A 19,079-nucleotide genomic window follows, 5' to 3' on the forward strand; every position below is an offset into this window, starting at 1 on the left:
TAGGTGTTAGTTAAGGACCCGCATCAGGCCGGGTGAATCCAGCGAAAAGGCGGGTATGGTGACGTTGAACACCTCGCCATTTTCCGTTTCCATTTCATAGTGGCCGAACATCAGGCCGGAAGGTGTATCCAGCGGGCAGCCGGAGGAATATTCGTAGCTGTCGCCCGGTTTCAGATGCGGCTTCTCACCCACGACGCCCGGCCCGTAGACTTCATCCACCTGTCCGTTCTGATCGGTGATGTGCCAATAGCGATTGACGAGGGTAACCGGAATATCGGAATTGTTCGCGATCACGACTTTGTAGCCCCAGACGTAACGATCGTCATCCGGGTCGGATTGTTCCTCGAGATAATACGGATCGACCGTTACCTCGATATCCCTTGTCAGAGCACGATACATACGCGCCACACCTCGATATTATGCCTGCCGCCGCATCCTACACTATAGGCTCTGGCTATCGTCAAGAAAATGAATGACTTGACGGGCAGGAGGCGTCTCCTGTTGCGCTGTTTTCCACCGTTAGGGATAACGGTAAAGGTAAATATTGGTTGCCTGAAGCGGTCTTTTTGGACCGTGCAGGCGAACCATGGCCCGACACGCGGTCAGGCCATGGCGCTTTGCAGATTGAATTTTCAGGCCGAAACGGCCGCCAGACCCTTCGCCAGATCCTCCAGCAGATCGTCGGTATCCTCAATGCCGCAGGAGAGGCGCAGCGTGCCGCCGGAAATGCCGAGTTCGGCACGCGCCTCGTCGGTGAGGTTCTTGTGCGTCGTCGTGCCGGGGTGGGTGATGAGGCTCTTGGCATCGCCGAGATTGTTGGAAATCTTCACGATCTCAAGCGCGTTCTGCAGCTTGAAGGCTGCTTCCTTGCCACCCTTCAGTTCGAAAGCCACCAGCGTTGAACCGCCGGACATCTGCCGGGCGATGATATCGGCCTGCGGGTGATCGGCGCGGCCGGGATAGATGACCTTGGCGACCTTGCCGCTATCGGCGAGAAAATCGGCGATTTTGCCGGCATTGGTCGTCTGCTGTTTGACGCGCAGCGGCAGGGTCTCGATGCCTTTCAGAAGCGTCCAGGCATTGAAAGGCGACATGGCCGGGCCGGTATGGCGGAAGTAATCCTGCAGCTCTTCTTCGATCCACTTCTTGTCGGAAAGGATCACGCCGCCAAGGCAGCGGCCCTGGCCGTCAATATGTTTGGTTGCCGAATAAACGACGATATGGGCGCCGAGTTCGAGCGGCTTCTGGAAAAGCGGTGTGGCGAAGACGTTGTCGACCACCACCTTCGCACCGATCTGGTTGGCGAGCTTCGCCACGCCGGCAATATCGATGATTTCAAGCGTCGGATTGGTCGGGCTTTCGAGGAAGAACAGCCTGGTGTTCGGCTGGATCGCCTTTTCCCAGTTGCCGAGATCGCGACCGTCGATCAGCGTGCATTCGATGCCGTATTTCGGCGCGAGCGTTTCGACCACCCAGCGGCAGGAGCCGAAGAGGGCGCGGGCAGCAACGATATGGTCGCCGGCGCGCAGCTGGCACATGATGGCGGCGGTGACGGCGGCCATGCCAGAGGCAAGTGCGCGGGCGTCTTCAGCGCCTTCCAGCAGGCACATGCGCTTTTCGAACATGTCATTGGTCGGGCTCGCATAGCGGGCGTAGATGAACCCATCCGTTTCACCCTTGAAGCGCGCTTCGGCGGCTTCGGAGTTTTCATAGACGAAACCCTGGGTCAGATAGATCGCTTCCGACGTTTCACCGTAAGGGGAGCGTAGCGTACCGCCGTGAACGAGCTGGGTTGCCGGGCGCCATTTATTGCTCATGTGATCACCTTCAAAACAAAAAACCGGCCGCAAAAGCAGACCGGTTCCTAGCACCCGGTCTTTTTAGCCACTTGTTTAACGTGGCTGCAAGCCGACCGGCCAAATCACCACGGGATAAGCTTGCCATACTGCCGTTACCGGCTTGCGTCAATGCTTTCCTTTTGGTTTTGTCGCCGTAAAAAGGAATGATGACCATGACCAGAACCACGGGCATTTTGGCGGATGGCGCAATCAAGGCGCTGTTTGCGGGCGGCAAGCTGAAGAGCGAGGCCGATCTCGATGCTGATCAGGTGCAGCCCGCCAGCCTCGATCTCAGGCTCGGCTCGAAGGCCTATCGCGTGCGCGCCAGTTTCATGCCCGGCCCCGGAAACCGCGTCATCGACAAGCTCAATCGTCTAAGCCTGCACGAGATCGACCTCACACAGGGCGCGGTGTTGGAAACCGGTTGTGTCTATATCGTTCCCTTGATGGAGAGCCTTGCGCTGCCGGCGGACATGTCGGCCTCGGCCAATCCGAAAAGCTCGACCGGCCGTCTCGATATCTTCACCCGCGTCATGACTGACAGCGCGCAGGAATTCGACAAGATACCGGCGGGTTATGCCGGCCCGCTCTATCTGGAAATCAGCCCGCGCACTTTCCCGATCGTGGTGCGACGCGGCTCGCGCCTGTCGCAGATCCGCTTCCGCATCGGCCATTCGCTGCTCAACGAAAGTGAACTGCTGAAGCTGCACGAGACGGAAACGCTGGTTGCCAGCGACACGCCCAACGTGACCGGTGGCGGCATCGCGCTCTCGATCGACCTCAAGGGTTTCGGCGAAAACGGACTGATCGGCTATCGCGGCAAACATCACACGGCGGTGGTGGATGTCGACAAGAAGGCCCAGCACGACGTTCTCGATTTTTGGGAGCCGCTCTATGCGCGCGGCCGCGCCGAACTGATCCTCGACCCGGATGAATTCTATATTCTCGTCTCGCGCGAAGCCGTCCACGTTCCGCCGCTCTATGCGGCCGAAATGACACCCTTCGACCCGCTGGTGGGCGAATTCCGCGTGCACTATGCCGGCTTCTTCGATCCCGGCTTCGGCCATGCGCAGGCGGGCGGCACCGGCAGCCGCGCCGTGCTCGAAGTCCGCAGCCACGAGGTTCCTTTCATCCTCGAACACGGCCAGATCGTCGGCCGGCTGGTTTACGAGCACATGTTGCAGAAACCGGAAGGCCTCTATGGCACCGGCCTCGGCTCCAACTATCAGGCGCAGGGGCTGAAGCTCTCCAAGCATTTTCGCGCCGAATAACGACCCCGGCGGGCGCTTGACACCCGCTGCGAACTATCCGATGTCTTATGCGCGGTGCGGGTGTAGCTCAATGGTAGAGCAGCAGCTTCCCAAGCTGACGAAGCGGGTTCGATCCCCGTCACCCGCTCCATCTTCCAGGCGTCTGACACTCTTCCTGTGCCACGTTTAGCCGCCATCGTGTCGGTCGTTGCGCGAATATGCAATTTAGCTTGACTACGATTAAATTGCACGTAATAGTTGATGCAGTCGTAACATAGGGGAAGTGTTATGAGTCGCAAACTTCTTTCGGAATTTTTGGGAACCTTTTGGCTCGTGTTCGGTGGATGCGGCAGTGCGGTTTTTGCCGCCGGCTTTCCTGAACTCGGCATTGGCTTCCTTGGTGTCGCTTTCGCTTTTGGTCTGACGGTTCTGACCATGGCTTATGCGGTTGGCGGCATTTCGGGCGGTCATTTCAATCCGGCCGTTTCAGTCGGCCTCACCGTTGCCGGTAAATTCCCGGCGGCGAACCTCGTGCCTTACATCGTGGCGCAGGTTCTGGGGGCGATCGTCGCGGCTGCGGCGCTTTATGTCATCTTCACCGGCAAGGCGGGGGCTGAAATCGGCGGTTTTGCCGCCAATGGTTATGGTGAACATTCGCCGGGCGGATATTCTCTCGTATCGGCGCTGCTGATCGAAGTCATCCTGACGGCGTTTTTCCTGATCGTCATTCTGGGCTCAACGCATGGCAGGGTTCCTGCCGGCTTCGCGCCGATCGCCATCGGTCTTGCCCTTACCCTTATTCATCTGATTTCCATTCCGGTCACCAACACATCCGTCAATCCGGCCCGCTCCACGGGACAGGCATTGTTCGTTGGCGGATGGGCGCTGCAGCAGCTCTGGCTGTTCTGGCTTGCTCCGATCCTCGGCGGCGCCATTGGGGCCGTGATCTGGAAAATCTTCGGCGAGGAAGAGAAGGCCGGCCATGCCGGTTCGGTTCAACCTGCGCAGACATGAATAAGAGGCTTTGTTTCCTCGAATGGTCGGGGAAACGACTGAGGAGGATGACATGGATCTTGCTTCGATATTGGCCCAGATCGTCGGCGGTGCGGTAGGCGGCACGGCAGGCGGAAAGATAGTGAAGGACTCCGATCTTGGTTCGCTCGGCAATCTGATTGCCGGCGCCATCGGCGGTCTCGGCGGCGGAACCGTGCTCGGTTCGCTGCTCGGCGCGGCGGGCGATGCGGCAGCCGGCGGCGTTGATATCGGCGCTCTCGCCGGCCAACTCGTTGGCGGCGGTGTCGGCGGTCTGATCGTGCAGATCATCGTCGGCCTGATCAAGAACAAGCTCGTTACCAAGTAGAGCGGTTCGGTCGCCTTCAGGATGAAATGACGGATCTTGCCGGAGGAGGAACGTCGTTCGGCAAGGCACTGGTTTCTGTTATCGATGACGGCGGTAGTGGAAAGTGTGAAGTGGCTTTGCTGGCACCAGCAATGTGACTGAAGCTATGAGCCGCTGCCGCGGCTGGTCGAAAGAAGTATCAGGACTGTTTTGGCTCTGCCGATGATGCCGGATCATCAGGTGTTTTGACGACCGGTGCGTGTGGCGTCTTGTGCCATGCGAAGGGTTTGGTTTTGAGTTCCACCACGGCCCGCCAGGCCGCGATGGACAGCATCAGCCAATATGCGGGCATTGCAAGCCACCGCCTTCCGACATGCCTTCTTTCATAAGCGATCATTCTGCTTCGGCCCATCAGCACGAAGATCGTGTAGCTTCCGACGATATTCAGTACATCGATAAAAAACAGAAGGCCCTGCCAGGTGAGCAGCAGGTCGGCGCCATTTTCCCGGAGGGCGATGGTCATGAATGCGAGCGAAACGAAGAGCAGGGGGTGCGCCAGTGACGACAGAAGCATGCCGCCGATCAGCAGTTGAAAGACCACATAGGCAAACCATCCCATGTCGCGCGCGGTCGCAAAGGGCGCACGGGTCATCACCAGCCAGCTTTGCAGCCAGCCCTTGTACCAGCGTGTTCGCTGGTTCAGCCACACGGGTAGTGAGGTCGGCGCATCCTCCAGTGTCTGTCGCCGGATAACGCCGCAACGATAACCCAGCCGGTGCAGCCGGAGGCCGAGATCTGCATCTTCCGTTACATTATAGGGGTCCCAGGCGCCGGCCTTCCGCAGCACGGCGGTCCGGAAATGATTGGAGGTGCCGCCAAGCGGCAGCGGCAAACCGTGTGCGGCAAGGGCAGGTAACATGCAGCGGAAGAGGCCGGAATATTCCAATGGGAAACAGGCGCTGAGCCAGGAAGAAGAGGCATTGCTGATGATAAGCGGCGCCTGCAGGCAGGCCACCTTATCCGGCTTGTTGCGGAAGGCGGCATGGGCTTCGCGCAATTGCTGCGGATGGGGCCGATCCTCGGCATCATAGACCACAACGAATGCGCCACGCGCGCCGGAAAGCGCGTAAGTGAGGGCTTTGGGTTTGGTGCGCGGCAGGGAGGGCGGCACCCTGACGACCTCCATATGCGGGCCGGGATTCATCCGCTGGATCGCCTCAATCGTCGCACCGTCGTCCGCCTCGCAGACAAGCTTGATGTCCAGCCTGGATTTGGGCCAGTCCAGACGCTCCAATGCGCCGATGAGTTGTCCGACGACGGCCTCTTCCCGGTAAAGCGCCACCAGAACGGTATAGACAGGCAATTCGTTTTCCTGCCGAAGAGGCAAGGTGGCGTCCTTTTCCATGGGTAGATGGAAGAGGGCGAACAGCCTGAAAAGCAGGGTCAAAAGGTAAAGCATCGTCAGGGTGACATGGAGATACGCAAATGCCGCTTCCGTGTAAAACAGCAGCGACAGAATGAGCAGGGTAAGGAGAACGCCGCTGCAAAAACCCTGCTGGCCATGCAGCGTGATCCTGGCGGAATGGTGCGGCGCCGTGTTGAAAAGCCGCTGCTGGGTTTCCGCCGAGCGACGGGCCTCGCCCGCTTTCCAGATTGCTCTGCGCATGGCCTGCGGGGTTGTCACGGCAAATTCGCCGAGAAGACCCGGACGCTGATCCAGCATGTTTTTAAGCGACGCCATCCGCGCCAGTTCCGGCACGATCAGCAGCGTTGGCGTGCCGTTCAGCGGTGTCAGCCGCAGGAACCTTGGTTCGGAAAGCTGAGTGTCCAGCTTATTCAAATCCGTCACCCGGTCCGGCCCGATTTCCGGGAGAAACGGCAATCGCAGGAATCTGGCGAAAGCGCCGAAATAGGCATCCGTCGTGACGAGACCGCTTGCCAGCAATTCGTCCTCCAAAGTCGAGCCATTTTCCAGAGCCCGTTGTTCGAATGCCTCGATATAGGGCCTGCCAAATCCCAGCGAAGAGAGAAAGCGGGCCTGTCCGGCCTGGTCCTGTTCGGAAGCGGTTGAAAGAGGATTTTCACTGACATGGGAAAATGCAATTTTTCGTGTCGCCGGCGTCGTGCGAAACGAATCTCGTGTATATTGCCTAGAATAATCCATGCATCGCCGCCGCCGTCATGGTAACGCCCCACTTCCTGTCACGGATAGTATAGATGAGAATGAAGAATGTAACGCGAAATATAAGTCTCGGATTTACTTTAGCTTTCGCTTTACAATTTACTGGTTTTTTTAGCGATGTACGTGCGGAGGGCCTGTCGGACGGGAACCGGATGCCGGTGCTGTTCGATGCGCAGGAGCGATTTCCGGGCGGCGATCTTTCTTCCGTTCCCCGCATCAGATTTCTGATGTCGGTCGATTTCCCGCCCTTCAATTTTACCGATCAGGAAGGCCGGCTTGCGGGTTTCCATGTCGATCTGGTGCGTGAAATCTGCGCTCAGTTGAAGGTCGAAAGCAAATGCCAGGTGCAGGCGCTGCCGTTTGATGAGCTGGAGGCAGCGCTTGAAATGGGCGAGGGCGAAGCGGTGATTTCCGGCCTCGCCACCACCGCCGACCTGCGCAAGAGTTTTACCTTCTCGCGGCCCTATCTCCTGATACCCGCCCGTCTCGCGGTGAACAAGGCGGCGAAATTCACCGGCTCCGGTGCCGATGCGCTTTCGGGAAAGAAGGTGGGTGTGGTTGCCGGCTCGCGGCACGAACAGATGCTGAAGGCGTTCTTTCCAAAGGCTGCGGCCGAGGGCTTCGATGGCTACGAGCCGATGTATGACGCGCTGAAGAAAGGCAAGGTGGACGCCATCTTCGCCGATGGTCTGCGCCTGCCTTTCTGGGTTTCAGGAAGCGCTTCCGAAGGCTGTTGCGCCCTCTTCGGCGGTCCCTATATGTCCGACAGGTTTCTCGGTGAAGGCCTGTCCATCATGACCGTCGATCCCGACAACGTGCTTGTTCCGGCTTTCGATCAGGCGCTGGCGGCCCTTTCCCGCAACGGCCGGCTGGAAGAAATCTATCGGCGTTATTTCCCCTACGGGCTCTATTAGGGAGAGCCAGCCACCGGATCGGTTCTTACGCCAGCTCCTATTTTGCTGGCGCGAAAACCTCTTCATTGCGGCGCAGGCGCAGCAACGCGATCCATACGGCGGCAGCGATGGCGGTTTCCACCATGAAATAGCTGCCGATCGTTCCCGAAATACTGAATGACCAGGTGAAGAAAGCGACGATGACGGAGCCGATGAGGTTGCCGCTGTTCCAGATCTTCGCGCGAATATCCTGCCGCCCGGATGCGCCGAGCGCCTCGAGCGCGGTGGCGGCAACGGCCATGGGCAGAACCGCCCAGCAAAGCACGCGGGTGATGATGGGCAGTGAAACATACTCATCGCCGAACAAAAGCGGCAGGAAGGGCGCGATGATGAAAATGACGAGCGCACTGCCGGTCGCGATGAAAAGTGCGGCCTTCAGCACGTTATAGGCGCGTTCTATGGTCCTGCTGATGCCCTGCAGGGCGGCGGAAGCCGAACCTGGATAGATCAGCCGGTTGAGAGCCTCGACGGAGAGATAGGAACTGTCGAGAATGCGCCGGGCGATGGAATAGCTGCCCAGTACCTCGGCGCTGGCAATGGCGCCGAGAACGAGAATATCGGCATTGCCGCGCACGGCCTTGAACAGGAACTGGGTGGAAAACAGGACGCCGATGCGGATTTCCTCACGCACGATACGGAACACCGGGCTGCCGAGTCTCGTTATCGCCTTGACCGAGATCATGGCCGCAATGGTGTGGGCCGCAAGGTTCCACAGCGCCCAGGCCTCCACCGTTTCCACCTTGAAGATGAGGCAGGCGACCACCGCGGCAATGGTGCGGGCGACGGCGAACATCACTTCCAGCTTGTTGGCGGAGGCGAAGTCGGAATGGGCGATGAAGCTCTGCGTGGAAAGCGAGATGACTTTCAGGAGGACGAGGTTCGTAAACAGGATCAGGAAGGTGGTGATCAGCGTGTGCAGCAATGTTTCCGAGGTCGGAAAAAATACCGGGATCGTCACCATGCCGATGATGGTCAGCACCACGCCTGTCGCGGCGCTCAAAAGATAGCTGTGGCCGAGCATGATGGGAAACATGCTGCGATCCTGCGCGACACGGCGGATCAGCGATTCCTGCGAACCGATACCGCAGATCTGGACGCCGAGATTGGTGACGGCCGTGATGGAGGCGTAAAGCGCGAATTGTTCGACACCGAGATGGCGGGCAAGCAGCGCGAAGGTCAGAAGCTGAGCGGCGCTGGACATGAGGAGCGCTCCGCCGGATGCCATGTAGGTCAATCCCAGTCTGACTAGATGGCCGAGCCGCGGCGTATTGAACGACACCTCATTCTCCATGTTTTCCGGCATTGCCGGGCGAATTCAAAAATGACTGCGCTGCTTTTTAAAATCTGGCGAACTGAAAAAGCCGCAACCGGCCAATAAAGCGAAAGTCCGCGACCCGAATGAATGGCAGTTTATCCTGTCTTATCCCTCTTGAGGTAAGAGAGGGTTAAAGCAATTGCATAATAATGATGATAATGACTGTTTATGGTTATTTGGACATGGCCCTGTTTCAGAAGGGTTTCGTTGTTCGTCACAAGGCAGGCCAATGATCCGACTACCCATTTTCGATGCAGGCGACCATGCCGCGTTTGGCTGATACGCAGCCTGTCTCTGCGCAAGGCAGCGCCATATCCCTTGCCGGCAGCCGGCGCGACGCGTTTTTTTTCGTCGCCACCATGCTCTATATCTGGATTTCCGTCGCGCCTTTCGAAAATCTCGCAGCACCGCCCGTGCCGCACGCCGCCGCAAACCAGCTGACCGGCCTCGTGATCGCATTGATCCTCGGCGTTTTTGCGCTGCGCCACCGGCTGACGGGGCTTCTGCTGCGGCCGCGGCTGCCCATTCTGCTGCTGTTCTTCTGGCTGGCGATATGCTCGGTGATTGGAACCCAGCCCGGCACGTCGCTGCAACGTCTGATCTTCACGGCGCTCCTGTGCTTCATCACCAGCGTCCTTGTCGTCATGCCGCGCGACCGGCGGCAGTTCGACCGGATGATGGCCATCTTCGCCATCATTCTCCTGGCGCTGTGTTATCTGGGGGTAATCTTCCTCAGCTCGCGCTCGATCCATCAGCCCTATGATCTCGATGAAAAAGCGCTGGCGGGTGACTGGCGCGGTATCTTCAATCACAAGAATGCCGCCGCGCCGGCCATGATCATTCTCTTCATGATCGGGCTTTACCTGCGCAATGCCTGGTCGGCGCTGGGCGGCCTCGCCATCACGCTGCTGGCAGGGTTCTTCCTGTGGAAGACCAACGGAAAAACCGCAGCCATGCTGTTGCCCGTCACCGTGGCGCTGATCTGGATCATGGAAAGGCATGCCAACCGCACTTTGTTGATGATCGGCGGTCTTCTGGCCTTCATCAACATATCCGCGGTCGGCTCCACCTATTTTCCAAGCATACAGAATTTTGTCGAAAGCCTGGGCATCGATTCCACCTTCACCGGGCGGACGGACATATGGCGGCTGTCCTTCGATACTTTCGCGCAATCGCCGATCTTCGGTCAGGGGTTCCAGGCATTCTGGGCGAGCGACCGGCTTCTGTCACAGGCCGATATTGCCGGCACCTGGGCGGTCACGGCCTTCCATGCCCATAATGGCTATATTGAAAGTCTGCTGAACGGCGGCCTGCCGGCTTTCATTCTCACCGTTATCTGGTTGGTCATAATACCCGCGAACGATTTCCGCACGGCGGTGGATAAGGGCACGGATCCGGGCCTGACCCGACTTTTTGCAAGAATTTGGGTGTATGCGTTACTTTCTTCGTGTTTAGAGAGTAATTTCTTTACCGGAACCGGGCCTATCTGGTCTTCTCTTCTAATCGCAATCTATTGTTTGAGGCATCAGGCTTACGACATACTCGAAGAGGGACAGTAATTTGCAGACAGGCCGGGGGGCTTTGTATGACGCAAAAAATCGGGACTTTTACCGACCGGATCAATAATCGGCTGGTGCGCTATTTCCCGGGACCGGCGGTGCGGATCGAAACGTCCGAACCGATCGTGTCCTTCACATTCGACGATGTGCCGGCAAGCGCCTGGACGGCGGGTGCGCGCATTCTGGAAAACGAGGGCGTTTGCGGCACGTTTTACATCGCCGGCGTGTTCATCGACCAATACGATGGACAGCAGCAGATGATTTCCGCGAAAGGCTGCTCGGAACTGGCGGCGGCCGGCCATGAGCTTGCCTGCCACACCTTTTCCCATCGCAAACTCTCGAGCTTTTCCCGACGGGGGCTCGAGGAGGATCTCGATCGCAATGACCGCGTGCTCGGCTCGTTCGATGCAAGCCGCCACGGGCGCAATTTCTCCGTTCCCTTCGGCATGGCCTCACCGGTCATGCAGCCGCTGCTGCGACGCCGGTTCAGGACGGCGCGCGGCATCATGCCGGGGATCAACCGGGGCAGTGTCGACCCGCATAATCTTGCCGCAGTCGAGTTGCGTTCGGATCAAAACTATCTCGACGCCGCCGATGGCTGGCTGGAGGATGTTCTGCAAAAAGGCGGCTGGCTCATCATCTTCACCCATGATGTTTCGCAGACGCCGAGCTTTTACGGTTGTCCGGAAGGCAGATTTCAGGGTCTCGTCCGCAGGGCGGTGTCGGGCGGTGCGAAGATCATGACGGTCGATGCCGCCGCAAGGACACTCGGTCTTTAAAGGAATATTCTCAGCGCGCCTGCCCGGTCGATACCGTGGAAAACGCAGTTGCGGGTTATTGGCTGGCCCAGATGATGCGGGCGATCCATTCCACATCGGCCATGTCGAAGCTGCGGTTCGGATGTTCCGGGTTGAGCGAAAGAAGCTCGATGTTTTTTGGGCTTTGCCGCGCCAGCACCTTGGCCATCACTTCGCCGTCGCGGCTTTTCAGCACCACGCGGTCACCGCGCCGCACCTGTGCGCCGGGCTCCACGATGAGGATGTCGCCGTCGCGGTAGAGCGGCATCATGCTCTCGCCCTGCACCTCCAGCGCATAGACGCCCTGCCTGCGCTCGGGAGAGGAGGGGAATTCCACCACATCCCAGCCCTGACCCGCCGGAAAACCGCCATCGTCGAAAAAGCCGCCGGAGCCCGCCTGCGCGAAGCCGAGCAGGGGAATGGCGTTGTCGGCGCCGGAAGGCTGCATGGTCTGCGCCCTGCCGAAAGCATAACCGAAAAACTGGTCGACGCTTGCTCCCGTCGCCTCCAGCACCTTGGAGACGGATTCCGTCGAAGGCCAGCGTTTGCGGCCATCCGGCCCGAAACGTTTCGATTTATTGAACGAGGTCGGATCGAGGCCGGCGCGCTTCGCCAATGCCGAAGGCGTTAGCTGGTGGCGTTCGGCAAGCGTATCGATGGCGCTCCAGATCGTCTCGTGTGACAGCATGATAGAAAGCCCGCAAGTGGAGCCGATAGCGGAAAAGCTCCTGTCGTTTACTGACCGGAATCTAGACCATATCCGGTCAGGAGTAAAGCAAGGAAAGGAATAAAATCCTTTTCTAGGCCACCATGGCCGATGTATTTATCTTGGCGAGCTGGATCACCGCCTGGGTGCGGCTGTCGACCTTGAGCTTCAGCAGGATCGCGGAGACATGCGCCTTGATGGTGGCTTCGGAAACATTGAGCTCATAGGCGATCTGCTTGTTGAGCAACCCTTCGGCCAGCATGCCCAGAACCCGGCTTTGCTGCGGCGTCAGCGTTCTGAGCCTGCCGATGAGATCGGCCACGTCAGGATCCTGCTCCTTGTCGCCCTGATGGCCCGCCGGTATCCAGACATCGCCTTCCAGAACCGCACGGATACCGTCCCTGATATCGTCGATACCCGAGGATTTGGAAATGAAACCGGAAGCACCGAGTTCGATGGAGCGGCGCACGGTGGTCGCATCGTCCGTTGCCGAAACGATGACGATCGGCAGGCTGGAGAATTCCGCCCGGAGCGCCATCAGGCCTGAAAATCCGCTGACCCCCGGCATGGCGAGATCGAGAAGCATGAGATCGGCGTCGTTGCGCGCTGCGGCTGCACTTCGGGCGGCCTCGAAATCCCCGGCTTCAATAATGCTCTGTTGCCCGTCGAGGCCGGATACGGCCTGTTTCAGGGCGCCGCGAAAAAGCGGGTGGTCGTCTGCTATGATAATGACAAGTTCCGACATTCTGGCCCCCTCCCAAGGGCGTTATGCGGTTCTTTTTCTGATACTGGCTCACTCCCATTTGCCGGTGGTCGAAACACGTCCGGCTCCTCCGCGAAAGGTTGCGCCAATCGGTCCCGCATTACAAGGAAAAGCTTGTGGACAGGCGGCCTTTCAGGCTCTCCGCAATAAAAATGCCGTGGAAACTGTGGACAATCTTCGAGCTTTGCGGCAAATCCCGCTGAGTGGAAAGCCTTGGAGAGCCCTATGCAGGAAACGCCCGCGATCATCTATAAAATCGTGCCGGAGACGTTATGGAGCGCGGCAAAGGCGAAGGGCGTCTTCGAAGGTGCGGCCATCGACCTGACTGACGGCTTCATTCATTTTTCAACGGCAAAACAGGCGGCAGAGACCGCCGCACGGCATTTTTCCGGCCAGGTCGATCTGCTTCTGATCGCGGTCGACGGCGCGGCCCTCGGCGACAAGCTGGTTTATGAACCCTCCAGAGGCGGCGATCTTTTCCCGCATCTATATGCGCCTCTTCCCTGGACCGCCGTGCTTTGGGAAACGCCGCTTTCGCTCGGTCACGACGGCCAGCACCAGTTTCCGGAGATTTTGTGATGAGCGGATTATTTTCCTCTATCGGCCGCAAGGGCCTGTTTCTGGTCGATCCGGAAAAGGCGCATGGCCTGTCCATTGCGGCGCTGAAAAGCGGTTTCCTGCCCACCTGCATGGTGCCGCACGATCCGCTTCTGCAGCAGACCGTGGCTGGCCTCGTTTTCCCCAATCCGCTCGGCATGGCGGCGGGTTACGACAAGAATGCGGAAGTGCCGGGGCCGCTTCTGAGGCTCGGTTTCGGCTTTACCGAAATCGGCACCGTCACGCCCAAGGCGCAATCCGGCAATCCCAGGCCGCGTATCTTCCGTCTGGTCGAAGACGAAGGTGTCATCAATCGCCTCGGCTTCAACAATGAAGGCCATGCGGCCGCGCTGGAGCGCCTGAAGCAGGCAAAGCTGCGTGGCATCGTCGGTGTCAATATCGGCGCCAACAAGGATAGCGAAGACCGCATTGCCGATTATGTGCAGGGCATCGAGGCCTTTTATTCGGTTGCATCCTATTTCACCATCAATATTTCCTCGCCCAACACGCCCGGCCTGCGCGATCTTCAGGCGCGCGAAAGCCTTGCCGCTCTTCTCGCCGCCGTGCTGGAACGCCGGAAAGTGGAAGCCGAACGTTTCGGCAAACGCATCCCGGTTTTCCTCAAGATCGCGCCCGATCTGACCGAAGAGGGGCTGGACGACGTTGCCGAGGAGGCGCTCGCTCATGATCTCGATGGCTTGATCGTTTCGAACACCACGCTTTCCCGCGAAGGTCTGAGGCCAGGCCCGCACAAGGGCGAGGCAGGCGGTCTCTCGGGCAAGCCGCTCTTCGAGCTTTCCACCACGGTTCTCGCCAAGATGCGCCGCCGCGTCGGCGGCAACCTGCCGATCATCGGCGTCGGCGGTGTGTCATCGGCAGAGACAGCTTTGGAAAAGGTGAGGGCAGGGGCCGATCTCGTGCAGCTCTATTCCTGCATGGTCTATGAAGGTCCCGGCCTGCCCTCGGCCATCGTCAAGGGCCTGTCGAAGCTGGTCGCCCGCGAGGGCGTACAGTCCATTCGCGACCTGCGCGACAGCGCGGTGGACCGCTGGGCGGATCGCAAGCTTAGCTGACAGCGGAGCTTGGACGGTCGGCAGCGCTTCCTCAGGGGCTCTCCTTCCTCATCCCTGTGCTTGTCACAGGGATCCAGCCAGCCCAAGTCCTTGGGCTGAAAAGAGTCCTCTCGCCGCGCAGACGCGCGTCGGCTGGATTCCTGTGACGAGCACAGGAATGAGGATCACGAGGGTAGCCCTAGTTCCCCACCACTATCTCAAGCGCAGAGCACCATCGCCCAATAGGGCCGATTGCGGCTGGCCGCGTCATAGGCGACCGCGACGCCGAGGCCGTTATAAGGCCCGAGCATGTTTTCGAGGTGATGTTGTGAGCCGATCCAGGCCTTCACCACCCGCTCGACGCTGTCCTGCCCGGCGGCCACGTTTTCCGCTGCAGGAAGCGGCACATTGCCGTCTTTCATGCGGATCAGGAAACTGTCGGTCAGGCCGATCAGATGCGCCATCTTCTGCGCCTTGACCATGCGGCCGGCCTGATAGGCGGCAGCACCGCTTGCCGCGCCATTGATGGCAAGCGGCGAAAGCCCCTTGGAGCGCCGCAGATCGTTGACCATGGGAAGGGCCGCCGCCGTCTCGTCGCGGGTGCCGGAGGGCATGCCCTTGTTGGTGGGCATGGAAACGCAGGCGGAAAGAACGGAGCCGGCGGAAAGCAGCACGAAGCCGCGCCGTGAAAGCGTTTGAAACGTGGAGTGAGTCATGTCAGCGGCGGTAGCTCAGGAGACGCAGGATGATGAAAACCGGAATGACGATGGTTGCCCCGAGGATCAGATAGTCGCCGATTGCGCCCAGCGCATGGAAACCGCTGCGCCACAGGTCGACTACGAAATCGCGCGCGCCGTAGATGATGTTCCATGGCGTCAATCCGAAGATCGCCATCAGAAAGCCGACGAGCAATGAAACCACCAGCAGCTTCACCACGGTACGGGCCACCGTGTCACCCAGCATTTTGTTGACCTCACCGGCCATCAGCACGTCTCCTGTTTTGTCCTGACATATGAAGCACGACGCTTCGATGCAAGTTTCGGCGCACTATATCGCGTCAAATTCGCCAATTCCACGAGGCCGCCATGAAATAGGACTTGAGTTTTTTTATGGCTTGATAAATGACAGCCGACATCTTCTCAGGAATCTTGAATGGCCCCAAACCAGTTTTCTTCCGGTGACGTCATTGCCGACCGTCGGGCGGACTATGCCCGCATGCTGGCGGAGGGCGGTGACTTTCCCGCCGCCGCCGAACTCATGGAACAGGCGCTGGAGCTTGCGCCGCGGTGGACGGCGGGCTGGTTTCGCTTCGGGGAATATCACGAAAAAGCGGGCGAAACGGAAAAAGCCGTGGCGGCCTACGGGAAAGTCGCCGAACTGGACACCGAAGGACTGTTTGCAGCCGAGCTGAAACTCGCGGTTCTCGGCGCCGCCGAAACGCCCGAGCAACCGCCAAGCCGCTATGTGGAAGGGCTCTTCGACGATTATGCCGACCGTTTCGAAACCTCGCTCGTGGAAAAGCTGGATTACAGTGTGCCGCAAAAGCTGGCGGAACTGATCGGCAAAGCGGCGGGAAGCGGCGTCTTCGACACCATTGTCGATATTGGCTGCGGCACCGGTCTCCTTGGCGTTGAAATCCGCGCTTTCGCGAACCGGCTGGAAGGTTTCGACATTTCCCAGAACATGCTGGCCAAGGCGGAGGAAAAGGGGCTTTACGATCATCTCGACCAGGCCGATCTTTCGCTGGAGCCGGAGGCCTCGGGGCTCTTCACCCCCACGCTCGCGCAGCACCGCGCCGGCCTTGTGGCCGCCGCCGATGTGATGATGTATCTCGGCAGTCTCGAAACCGTCATGCCGCTCGTTTCCGCCCTGCTTGCGCCTTCCGGCTTTTTCGCCTTTTCGGTGGAGGATGCGGGGGAGGAAGACGGTTTCGTGCTGCGGGAATCCCTTCGTTACGCCCATTCGAAGAGCTATGTGAGCGAGCTTCTTGAGCGGACGGGCTTTTCCCTCATCGAAATCCGCAAAACCACCATTCGCAAGGATGCCGGAAAACCCCTTTCCGGCATTCTTTTTCTTGCCCGTGCCAAAGGCTGAACATTCCGTTTCTTGCCATTTTCGCGATAGGTCAGGCTTCCTTACGTATCCATCTTGCTCAGATGTTTTTTGCAGTGCAAAATATGCCTGAAGCTGAGGAAAAAAGCGTGAGCAGAACGAGAAGCGTTTACGGCATGTGGAGTTCCGATCCGGCCAAACATGCGCCGGTGGAAGACGTGCAGGGCATCGTCACCGGTGCCATCGTCTCGGCGCTCGGCTTTTATCTTCTGAACAAGGTCGGCCTTCTGACCGGCGGCACCGCCGGCGTCGCCTTCCTGCTTCATTATGCTTTCGGCATCAGCTTCGGCCTCCTGTTCTTCCTCGTCAATCTGCCCTTCTATTACCTGTCCTTCCGCCGCCTCGGTCTTGCCTTTTCCTTCAAGACCTTTATCGCCATCGGCCTTGTTTCGGTGCTGACGGAAGTCGAAGCGCGCTGGATGGTGATCGACAGCATCAACCCGCTCTGGGCGGCGCTGCTCGGCGGTCTGCTTCTGGGTTACGGCTTGCTGGCGCTTTATCGCCATCGCGCCAGCCTTGGCGGCATCGGCATTCTCGCCATCTATATTCAGGATCGCTTCGGTATCCGCGCCGGTCTCATCCAGCTCGCCTTCGACGCCTTCGTGATGCTCTGCGCCTTCCTCGTCATCGATCCGGCCACGGTTGTCTATTCGATTGTCGGCGCTTTCGTGCTCAACATGTTTCTGGCCATCAATCACCGCTCGGACAGATACATCGTCGTGCGCTGACCGAAGGTGGTTGAAATCCGCCGCGCTTCGGCGCAATAGCTCGGCAGGGGCCGAAAGACAGGGGAATGGGCATGGATGATACGACTGCGCGCAGGCGTCTGAACCTTTGGGCCTCCGCGCCGGATCGTCATTCCTTGCTGGAAGACGCGCAGGGCGTTCTCGCGGGCAGCATGCTGGTTTCGCTCGGCGTCACGCTGTTTTCCGCTGCCGGCCTTTTGACGGGCGGCACGGTCGGGCTGGCATTTCTCGTGCATTACGGCACCGATCTAAGCTTCGGTACGGTCTTCTTTCTCGTCAATCTGCCGTTTTATTATCTTGCCTTCCGTCGCCTCGGCCTTGCCTTCACGGTCAAGACCTTCTGCGCCATCGCCATGACGGCGCTGCTGTCGGAATATATGCCCGGCTTCTTCGCCTTTCAGAGCATCAACCCGGTTGCCGCCGCACTTTTCGGCGGGCTGACGGTTGCGGCCGGCATGCTGGCGCTGTTTCGCCACCGCACCAGCCTTGGCGGTTTCGGCATATTGGCGCTTTATCTGCAGGATCGTTTCGGCTGGCGTGCAGGCCTCGTGCAGCTCGCCTTTGATGGCATGGTGCTGGCCTGCTCGTTCTTCGTGGCCACACCCTTCGTCATCATCTGCTCCGTCCTCGGCGCGCTGGTCATGAACCTCACGCTTGCCATCAATCACAGGAACGACCGCTACATTGCCATGTAGCGGCCGCCCGTTTCGGGTTTAAGGGGTCAGGCCGCCTTCGCAGCCGCATCGACCGGATGCTGCGAGCGGAAACCGACGGCAATGCGGTTCCAGGTGTTGATCGCGCCGATGGCGACGGTGATCTTCACGATATCCTCATCGGAAAAATGCGCCTTCAGCGTCTCGAAGGCGTCATCCGGGGCGCCGGTTTCGGCAATCTTCGTCACCGCGTCCACCCAGCCGAGCAGCGCCCTTTCCTGCTGGGTATAAACGGGGGATTCCCGCCACACGCTCATCAGGTTGATCCATTGTTCGGAAAGCCCGTCATGGCGGCTCTCCTTCACATGCATGTCCACACAGAAGGCGCAGCCGTTGATGATTGAGGCACGCAGCTTGATAAGGTGAACGAAACGGCGCTCAAGCCCGCTGCTCTGGACATAATTCTCCAGAGCCATGACTGCCTTGAAGGCTTCGGGCGATGCTTTGGCATAGTTGATACGGGTTTTCATGGGTCTCTCCATTGGTTGGGTCTGTTTGAAGTCATGCGTCATCGGTCCGGAAAGCTCTCGGGCTGACCGGCATTGGGTTGGTTAAGGTGTGGCTGTATCAGCGCGTTGCTGTTTTGCGCTCGTTCAGCTCCAGGAAGGCGCAGCCGCGCGCGGCAATCCCGCCATCGTCATTGGCGGCGAGATCGCCCAGAATGTCGGCGATGGTGGTCTTGGCGAGCTCCGCCCGATAGGCCTTCTCCGCTTTCAGCATTGCGGCATTGATGCCGCAGGGTTTGGTGAAATAACGCCCCGGCAAGGGGTTCGGCCCACGCTGGCGGATTTCCGCACAGCGGAAGGCGGGCTGCGGCCCTTCGACGGCCAGCACGATATCGAGCAGGGTGATCCTGTCGGTCGCCCGGGCCAGACGGTAACCGCCCTTCGGCCCCGGTACGGTGGCGACAATCCCGGCATTGGACAGCGACTGAAGATGCTTGAGAAGATAGCTCGTGGAAACGCCGTGAAATTCCGCCAGCGCCGCCGCCGACAGCACGCCGCCTTCGGAAAGTCCCGCCAGCATGCCCACGCTGTGAATGGCCTGTTCCACGCCGTCGCCGAGTTTCATCCGACTTGTCCCTGTGCGGTTCGTTTCAGTATCATGGATAAAATTTATCCGCGATTATGCTTTCTGTCAAGCGGTCCCGTTCCGCC

General features: G+C 59.2%; 21 protein-coding genes, 1 tRNA gene and 1 riboswitch. Of the genes, 12 read left to right on the forward strand and 10 right to left on the reverse strand.

What is annotated here, in order from left to right; all coding sequences use genetic code 11:
- Window positions 1-6: 6 nt before the first annotated feature.
- Both apaG and ACQZ5K_RS01805 read right to left on the reverse strand, forming a co-directional pair.
- On the reverse strand, window positions 7-399 hold the full coding sequence (apaG, locus tag ACQZ5K_RS01800) for a Co2+/Mg2+ efflux protein ApaG (RefSeq protein ID WP_003503545.1): 393 nt from the start codon (window positions 397-399) through the stop codon (window positions 7-9).
- Between the two features lie 233 nt (window positions 400-632).
- Window positions 633-1,817 (reverse strand): O-succinylhomoserine sulfhydrylase, encoded by a 1,185-nt coding sequence (locus ACQZ5K_RS01805; protein WP_448739490.1) that lies wholly within the window; start codon window positions 1,815-1,817, stop codon window positions 633-635.
- Window positions 1,818-1,859: 42 nt separating this feature from the next.
- Window positions 1,860-1,938, reverse strand: a riboswitch (SAM riboswitch).
- A gap of 73 nt (window positions 1,939-2,011) precedes the next feature.
- Here ACQZ5K_RS01805 and ACQZ5K_RS01810 point away from each other — a divergent pair.
- The 4 genes from ACQZ5K_RS01810 (at window position 2,012) to ACQZ5K_RS01825 (ending at window position 4,448) form a co-directional block, all read left to right on the forward strand.
- Window positions 2,012-3,109, forward strand: coding sequence for a 2'-deoxycytidine 5'-triphosphate deaminase (locus ACQZ5K_RS01810; protein ID WP_080818826.1), 1,098 nt, complete (start codon window positions 2,012-2,014; stop codon window positions 3,107-3,109).
- A 56-nt stretch (window positions 3,110-3,165) separates the two neighbouring features.
- Window positions 3,166-3,239: transfer RNA gene (locus ACQZ5K_RS01815), tRNA-Gly, on the forward strand.
- Window positions 3,240-3,376: 137 nt separating this feature from the next.
- Window positions 3,377-4,102 (forward strand): aquaporin Z, encoded by a 726-nt coding sequence (aqpZ, locus tag ACQZ5K_RS01820; protein ID WP_003519943.1) that lies wholly within the window; start codon window positions 3,377-3,379, stop codon window positions 4,100-4,102.
- 52 nt (window positions 4,103-4,154) lie between these two features.
- Entirely contained in the window at window positions 4,155-4,448 is a 294-nt protein-coding gene (locus ACQZ5K_RS01825; RefSeq protein WP_003519942.1) for a hypothetical protein, read from the forward strand.
- Between the two features lie 178 nt (window positions 4,449-4,626).
- Here ACQZ5K_RS01825 and ACQZ5K_RS01830 read toward each other — a convergent pair whose 3' ends face one another.
- Complete coding sequence (locus ACQZ5K_RS01830; RefSeq protein WP_448739491.1) at window positions 4,627-6,591, reverse strand: glycosyltransferase family 2 protein; 1,965 nt, start codon at window positions 6,589-6,591, stop codon at window positions 4,627-4,629.
- A gap of 170 nt (window positions 6,592-6,761) precedes the next feature.
- Here ACQZ5K_RS01830 and ACQZ5K_RS01835 point away from each other — a divergent pair, with 170 nt between their 5' ends.
- Window positions 6,762-7,523 (forward strand): transporter substrate-binding domain-containing protein, encoded by a 762-nt coding sequence (locus ACQZ5K_RS01835; protein ID WP_448739492.1) that lies wholly within the window; start codon window positions 6,762-6,764, stop codon window positions 7,521-7,523.
- 37 nt (window positions 7,524-7,560) lie between these two features.
- Here ACQZ5K_RS01835 and uppX read toward each other — a convergent pair whose 3' ends face one another.
- Window positions 7,561-8,853, reverse strand: coding sequence for a Wzx-type polysaccharide biosynthesis protein UppX (uppX, locus tag ACQZ5K_RS01840; protein ID WP_448739493.1), 1,293 nt, complete (start codon window positions 8,851-8,853; stop codon window positions 7,561-7,563).
- Window positions 8,854-9,140: 287 nt separating this feature from the next.
- Here uppX and uppY point away from each other — a divergent pair, with 287 nt between their 5' ends.
- Complete coding sequence (gene uppY, locus ACQZ5K_RS01845; protein WP_448739494.1) at window positions 9,141-10,436, forward strand: Wzy-type polysaccharide biosynthesis protein UppY; 1,296 nt, start codon at window positions 9,141-9,143, stop codon at window positions 10,434-10,436.
- 26 nt (window positions 10,437-10,462) lie between these two features.
- The gene (locus tag ACQZ5K_RS01850; RefSeq protein ID WP_003519936.1) at window positions 10,463-11,215 is read left to right on the forward strand and encodes a polysaccharide deacetylase family protein; all 753 of its coding nucleotides are present in this window, start codon (window positions 10,463-10,465) and stop codon (window positions 11,213-11,215) included.
- Between the two features lie 55 nt (window positions 11,216-11,270).
- Here ACQZ5K_RS01850 and ACQZ5K_RS01855 read toward each other — a convergent pair whose 3' ends face one another.
- Both ACQZ5K_RS01855 and ACQZ5K_RS01860 read right to left on the reverse strand, forming a co-directional pair.
- The gene (locus ACQZ5K_RS01855; protein ID WP_003519935.1) at window positions 11,271-11,921 is read right to left on the reverse strand and encodes a S24 family peptidase; all 651 of its coding nucleotides are present in this window, start codon (window positions 11,919-11,921) and stop codon (window positions 11,271-11,273) included.
- A 112-nt stretch (window positions 11,922-12,033) separates the two neighbouring features.
- Window positions 12,034-12,684: a response regulator gene (locus ACQZ5K_RS01860; RefSeq protein WP_035265127.1), complete on the reverse strand. Its 651-nt coding sequence runs from the start codon at window positions 12,682-12,684 to the stop codon at window positions 12,034-12,036.
- Window positions 12,685-12,927: 243 nt separating this feature from the next.
- On the opposite strand from ACQZ5K_RS01860, the gene ACQZ5K_RS01865 reads away from it, so the two are divergent.
- Together ACQZ5K_RS01865 and ACQZ5K_RS01870 are read left to right on the forward strand one after the other, a co-directional pair.
- Entirely contained in the window at window positions 12,928-13,281 is a 354-nt protein-coding gene (locus ACQZ5K_RS01865) for a DUF952 domain-containing protein (RefSeq protein WP_448739495.1), read from the forward strand.
- Entirely contained in the window at window positions 13,281-14,372 is a 1,092-nt protein-coding gene (locus tag ACQZ5K_RS01870; RefSeq protein WP_448739496.1) for a quinone-dependent dihydroorotate dehydrogenase, read from the forward strand. The genes ACQZ5K_RS01865 and ACQZ5K_RS01870 overlap by 1 nt, the downstream gene beginning before the upstream one ends.
- Before the next feature lie 197 nt (window positions 14,373-14,569).
- Here the strand turns inward: ACQZ5K_RS01870 and ACQZ5K_RS01875 are convergent, their stop codons facing one another.
- Together ACQZ5K_RS01875 and ACQZ5K_RS01880 are read right to left on the reverse strand one after the other, a co-directional pair.
- The gene (locus tag ACQZ5K_RS01875; RefSeq protein WP_003519931.1) at window positions 14,570-15,067 is read right to left on the reverse strand and encodes a CAP domain-containing protein; all 498 of its coding nucleotides are present in this window, start codon (window positions 15,065-15,067) and stop codon (window positions 14,570-14,572) included.
- 1 nt (window position 15,068) lies between these two features.
- Window positions 15,069-15,335 carry a DUF6460 domain-containing protein gene (locus ACQZ5K_RS01880; RefSeq protein WP_003493739.1) on the reverse strand — a complete coding sequence of 89 codons (267 nt, stop codon included), beginning with the start codon at window positions 15,333-15,335 and terminating at the stop codon, window positions 15,069-15,071.
- Window positions 15,336-15,503: 168 nt separating this feature from the next.
- Between ACQZ5K_RS01880 and ACQZ5K_RS01885 the strand changes: the two genes are divergently transcribed.
- From ACQZ5K_RS01885 to ACQZ5K_RS01895, 3 genes are all read left to right on the forward strand, one after another.
- The gene (locus tag ACQZ5K_RS01885; protein ID WP_448739497.1) at window positions 15,504-16,445 is read left to right on the forward strand and encodes a methyltransferase domain-containing protein; all 942 of its coding nucleotides are present in this window, start codon (window positions 15,504-15,506) and stop codon (window positions 16,443-16,445) included.
- 134 nt (window positions 16,446-16,579) lie between these two features.
- A complete protein-coding gene (locus ACQZ5K_RS01890; protein WP_035236585.1) occupies window positions 16,580-17,191 on the forward strand; it encodes a YitT family protein in 612 nt (203 codons plus the stop codon).
- A gap of 71 nt (window positions 17,192-17,262) precedes the next feature.
- Window positions 17,263-17,904, forward strand: coding sequence for a YitT family protein (locus tag ACQZ5K_RS01895; RefSeq protein ID WP_448739498.1), 642 nt, complete (start codon window positions 17,263-17,265; stop codon window positions 17,902-17,904).
- 26 nt (window positions 17,905-17,930) lie between these two features.
- Here ACQZ5K_RS01895 and ACQZ5K_RS01900 read toward each other — a convergent pair whose 3' ends face one another.
- Both ACQZ5K_RS01900 and ACQZ5K_RS01905 read right to left on the reverse strand, forming a co-directional pair.
- Complete coding sequence (locus ACQZ5K_RS01900) at window positions 17,931-18,392, reverse strand: carboxymuconolactone decarboxylase family protein (protein WP_078051285.1); 462 nt, start codon at window positions 18,390-18,392, stop codon at window positions 17,931-17,933.
- Between the two features lie 97 nt (window positions 18,393-18,489).
- Complete coding sequence (locus ACQZ5K_RS01905; protein WP_003519926.1) at window positions 18,490-18,993, reverse strand: RrF2 family transcriptional regulator; 504 nt, start codon at window positions 18,991-18,993, stop codon at window positions 18,490-18,492.
- Window positions 18,994-19,079: the final 86 nt, after the last annotated feature.

It is taken from the genome of Agrobacterium sp. 22-226-1, from assembly GCF_053522345.1.

Coding starts and splice junctions, on each gene's coding strand:
- apaG (WP_003503545.1), bottom strand. CDS start 399: ATGTATCGTGCTCTGACAAGGGATATCGAGGTAACGGTCGATCCGTAT.
- ACQZ5K_RS01805 (WP_448739490.1), bottom strand. CDS start 1,817: ATGAGCAATAAATGGCGCCCGGCAACCCAGCTCGTTCACGGCGGTACG.
- ACQZ5K_RS01810 (WP_080818826.1), top strand. CDS start 2,012: ATGACCAGAACCACGGGCATTTTGGCGGATGGCGCAATCAAGGCGCTG.
- aqpZ (WP_003519943.1), top strand. CDS start 3,377: ATGAGTCGCAAACTTCTTTCGGAATTTTTGGGAACCTTTTGGCTCGTG.
- ACQZ5K_RS01825 (WP_003519942.1), top strand. CDS start 4,155: ATGGATCTTGCTTCGATATTGGCCCAGATCGTCGGCGGTGCGGTAGGC.
- ACQZ5K_RS01830 (WP_448739491.1), bottom strand. CDS start 6,591: ATGGATTATTCTAGGCAATATACACGAGATTCGTTTCGCACGACGCCG.
- ACQZ5K_RS01835 (WP_448739492.1), top strand. CDS start 6,762: ATGCCGGTGCTGTTCGATGCGCAGGAGCGATTTCCGGGCGGCGATCTT.
- uppX (WP_448739493.1), bottom strand. CDS start 8,853: ATGGAGAATGAGGTGTCGTTCAATACGCCGCGGCTCGGCCATCTAGTC.
- uppY (WP_448739494.1), top strand. CDS start 9,141: ATGCCGCGTTTGGCTGATACGCAGCCTGTCTCTGCGCAAGGCAGCGCC.
- ACQZ5K_RS01850 (WP_003519936.1), top strand. CDS start 10,463: ATGACGCAAAAAATCGGGACTTTTACCGACCGGATCAATAATCGGCTG.
- ACQZ5K_RS01855 (WP_003519935.1), bottom strand. CDS start 11,921: ATGCTGTCACACGAGACGATCTGGAGCGCCATCGATACGCTTGCCGAA.
- ACQZ5K_RS01860 (WP_035265127.1), bottom strand. CDS start 12,684: ATGTCGGAACTTGTCATTATCATAGCAGACGACCACCCGCTTTTTCGC.
- ACQZ5K_RS01865 (WP_448739495.1), top strand. CDS start 12,928: ATGCAGGAAACGCCCGCGATCATCTATAAAATCGTGCCGGAGACGTTA.
- ACQZ5K_RS01870 (WP_448739496.1), top strand. CDS start 13,281: ATGAGCGGATTATTTTCCTCTATCGGCCGCAAGGGCCTGTTTCTGGTC.
- ACQZ5K_RS01875 (WP_003519931.1), bottom strand. CDS start 15,067: ATGACTCACTCCACGTTTCAAACGCTTTCACGGCGCGGCTTCGTGCTG.
- ACQZ5K_RS01880 (WP_003493739.1), bottom strand. CDS start 15,335: ATGGCCGGTGAGGTCAACAAAATGCTGGGTGACACGGTGGCCCGTACC.
- ACQZ5K_RS01885 (WP_448739497.1), top strand. CDS start 15,504: ATGGCCCCAAACCAGTTTTCTTCCGGTGACGTCATTGCCGACCGTCGG.
- ACQZ5K_RS01890 (WP_035236585.1), top strand. CDS start 16,580: ATGTGGAGTTCCGATCCGGCCAAACATGCGCCGGTGGAAGACGTGCAG.
- ACQZ5K_RS01895 (WP_448739498.1), top strand. CDS start 17,263: ATGGATGATACGACTGCGCGCAGGCGTCTGAACCTTTGGGCCTCCGCG.
- ACQZ5K_RS01900 (WP_078051285.1), bottom strand. CDS start 18,392: ATGAAAACCCGTATCAACTATGCCAAAGCATCGCCCGAAGCCTTCAAG.
- ACQZ5K_RS01905 (WP_003519926.1), bottom strand. CDS start 18,993: ATGAAACTCGGCGACGGCGTGGAACAGGCCATTCACAGCGTGGGCATG.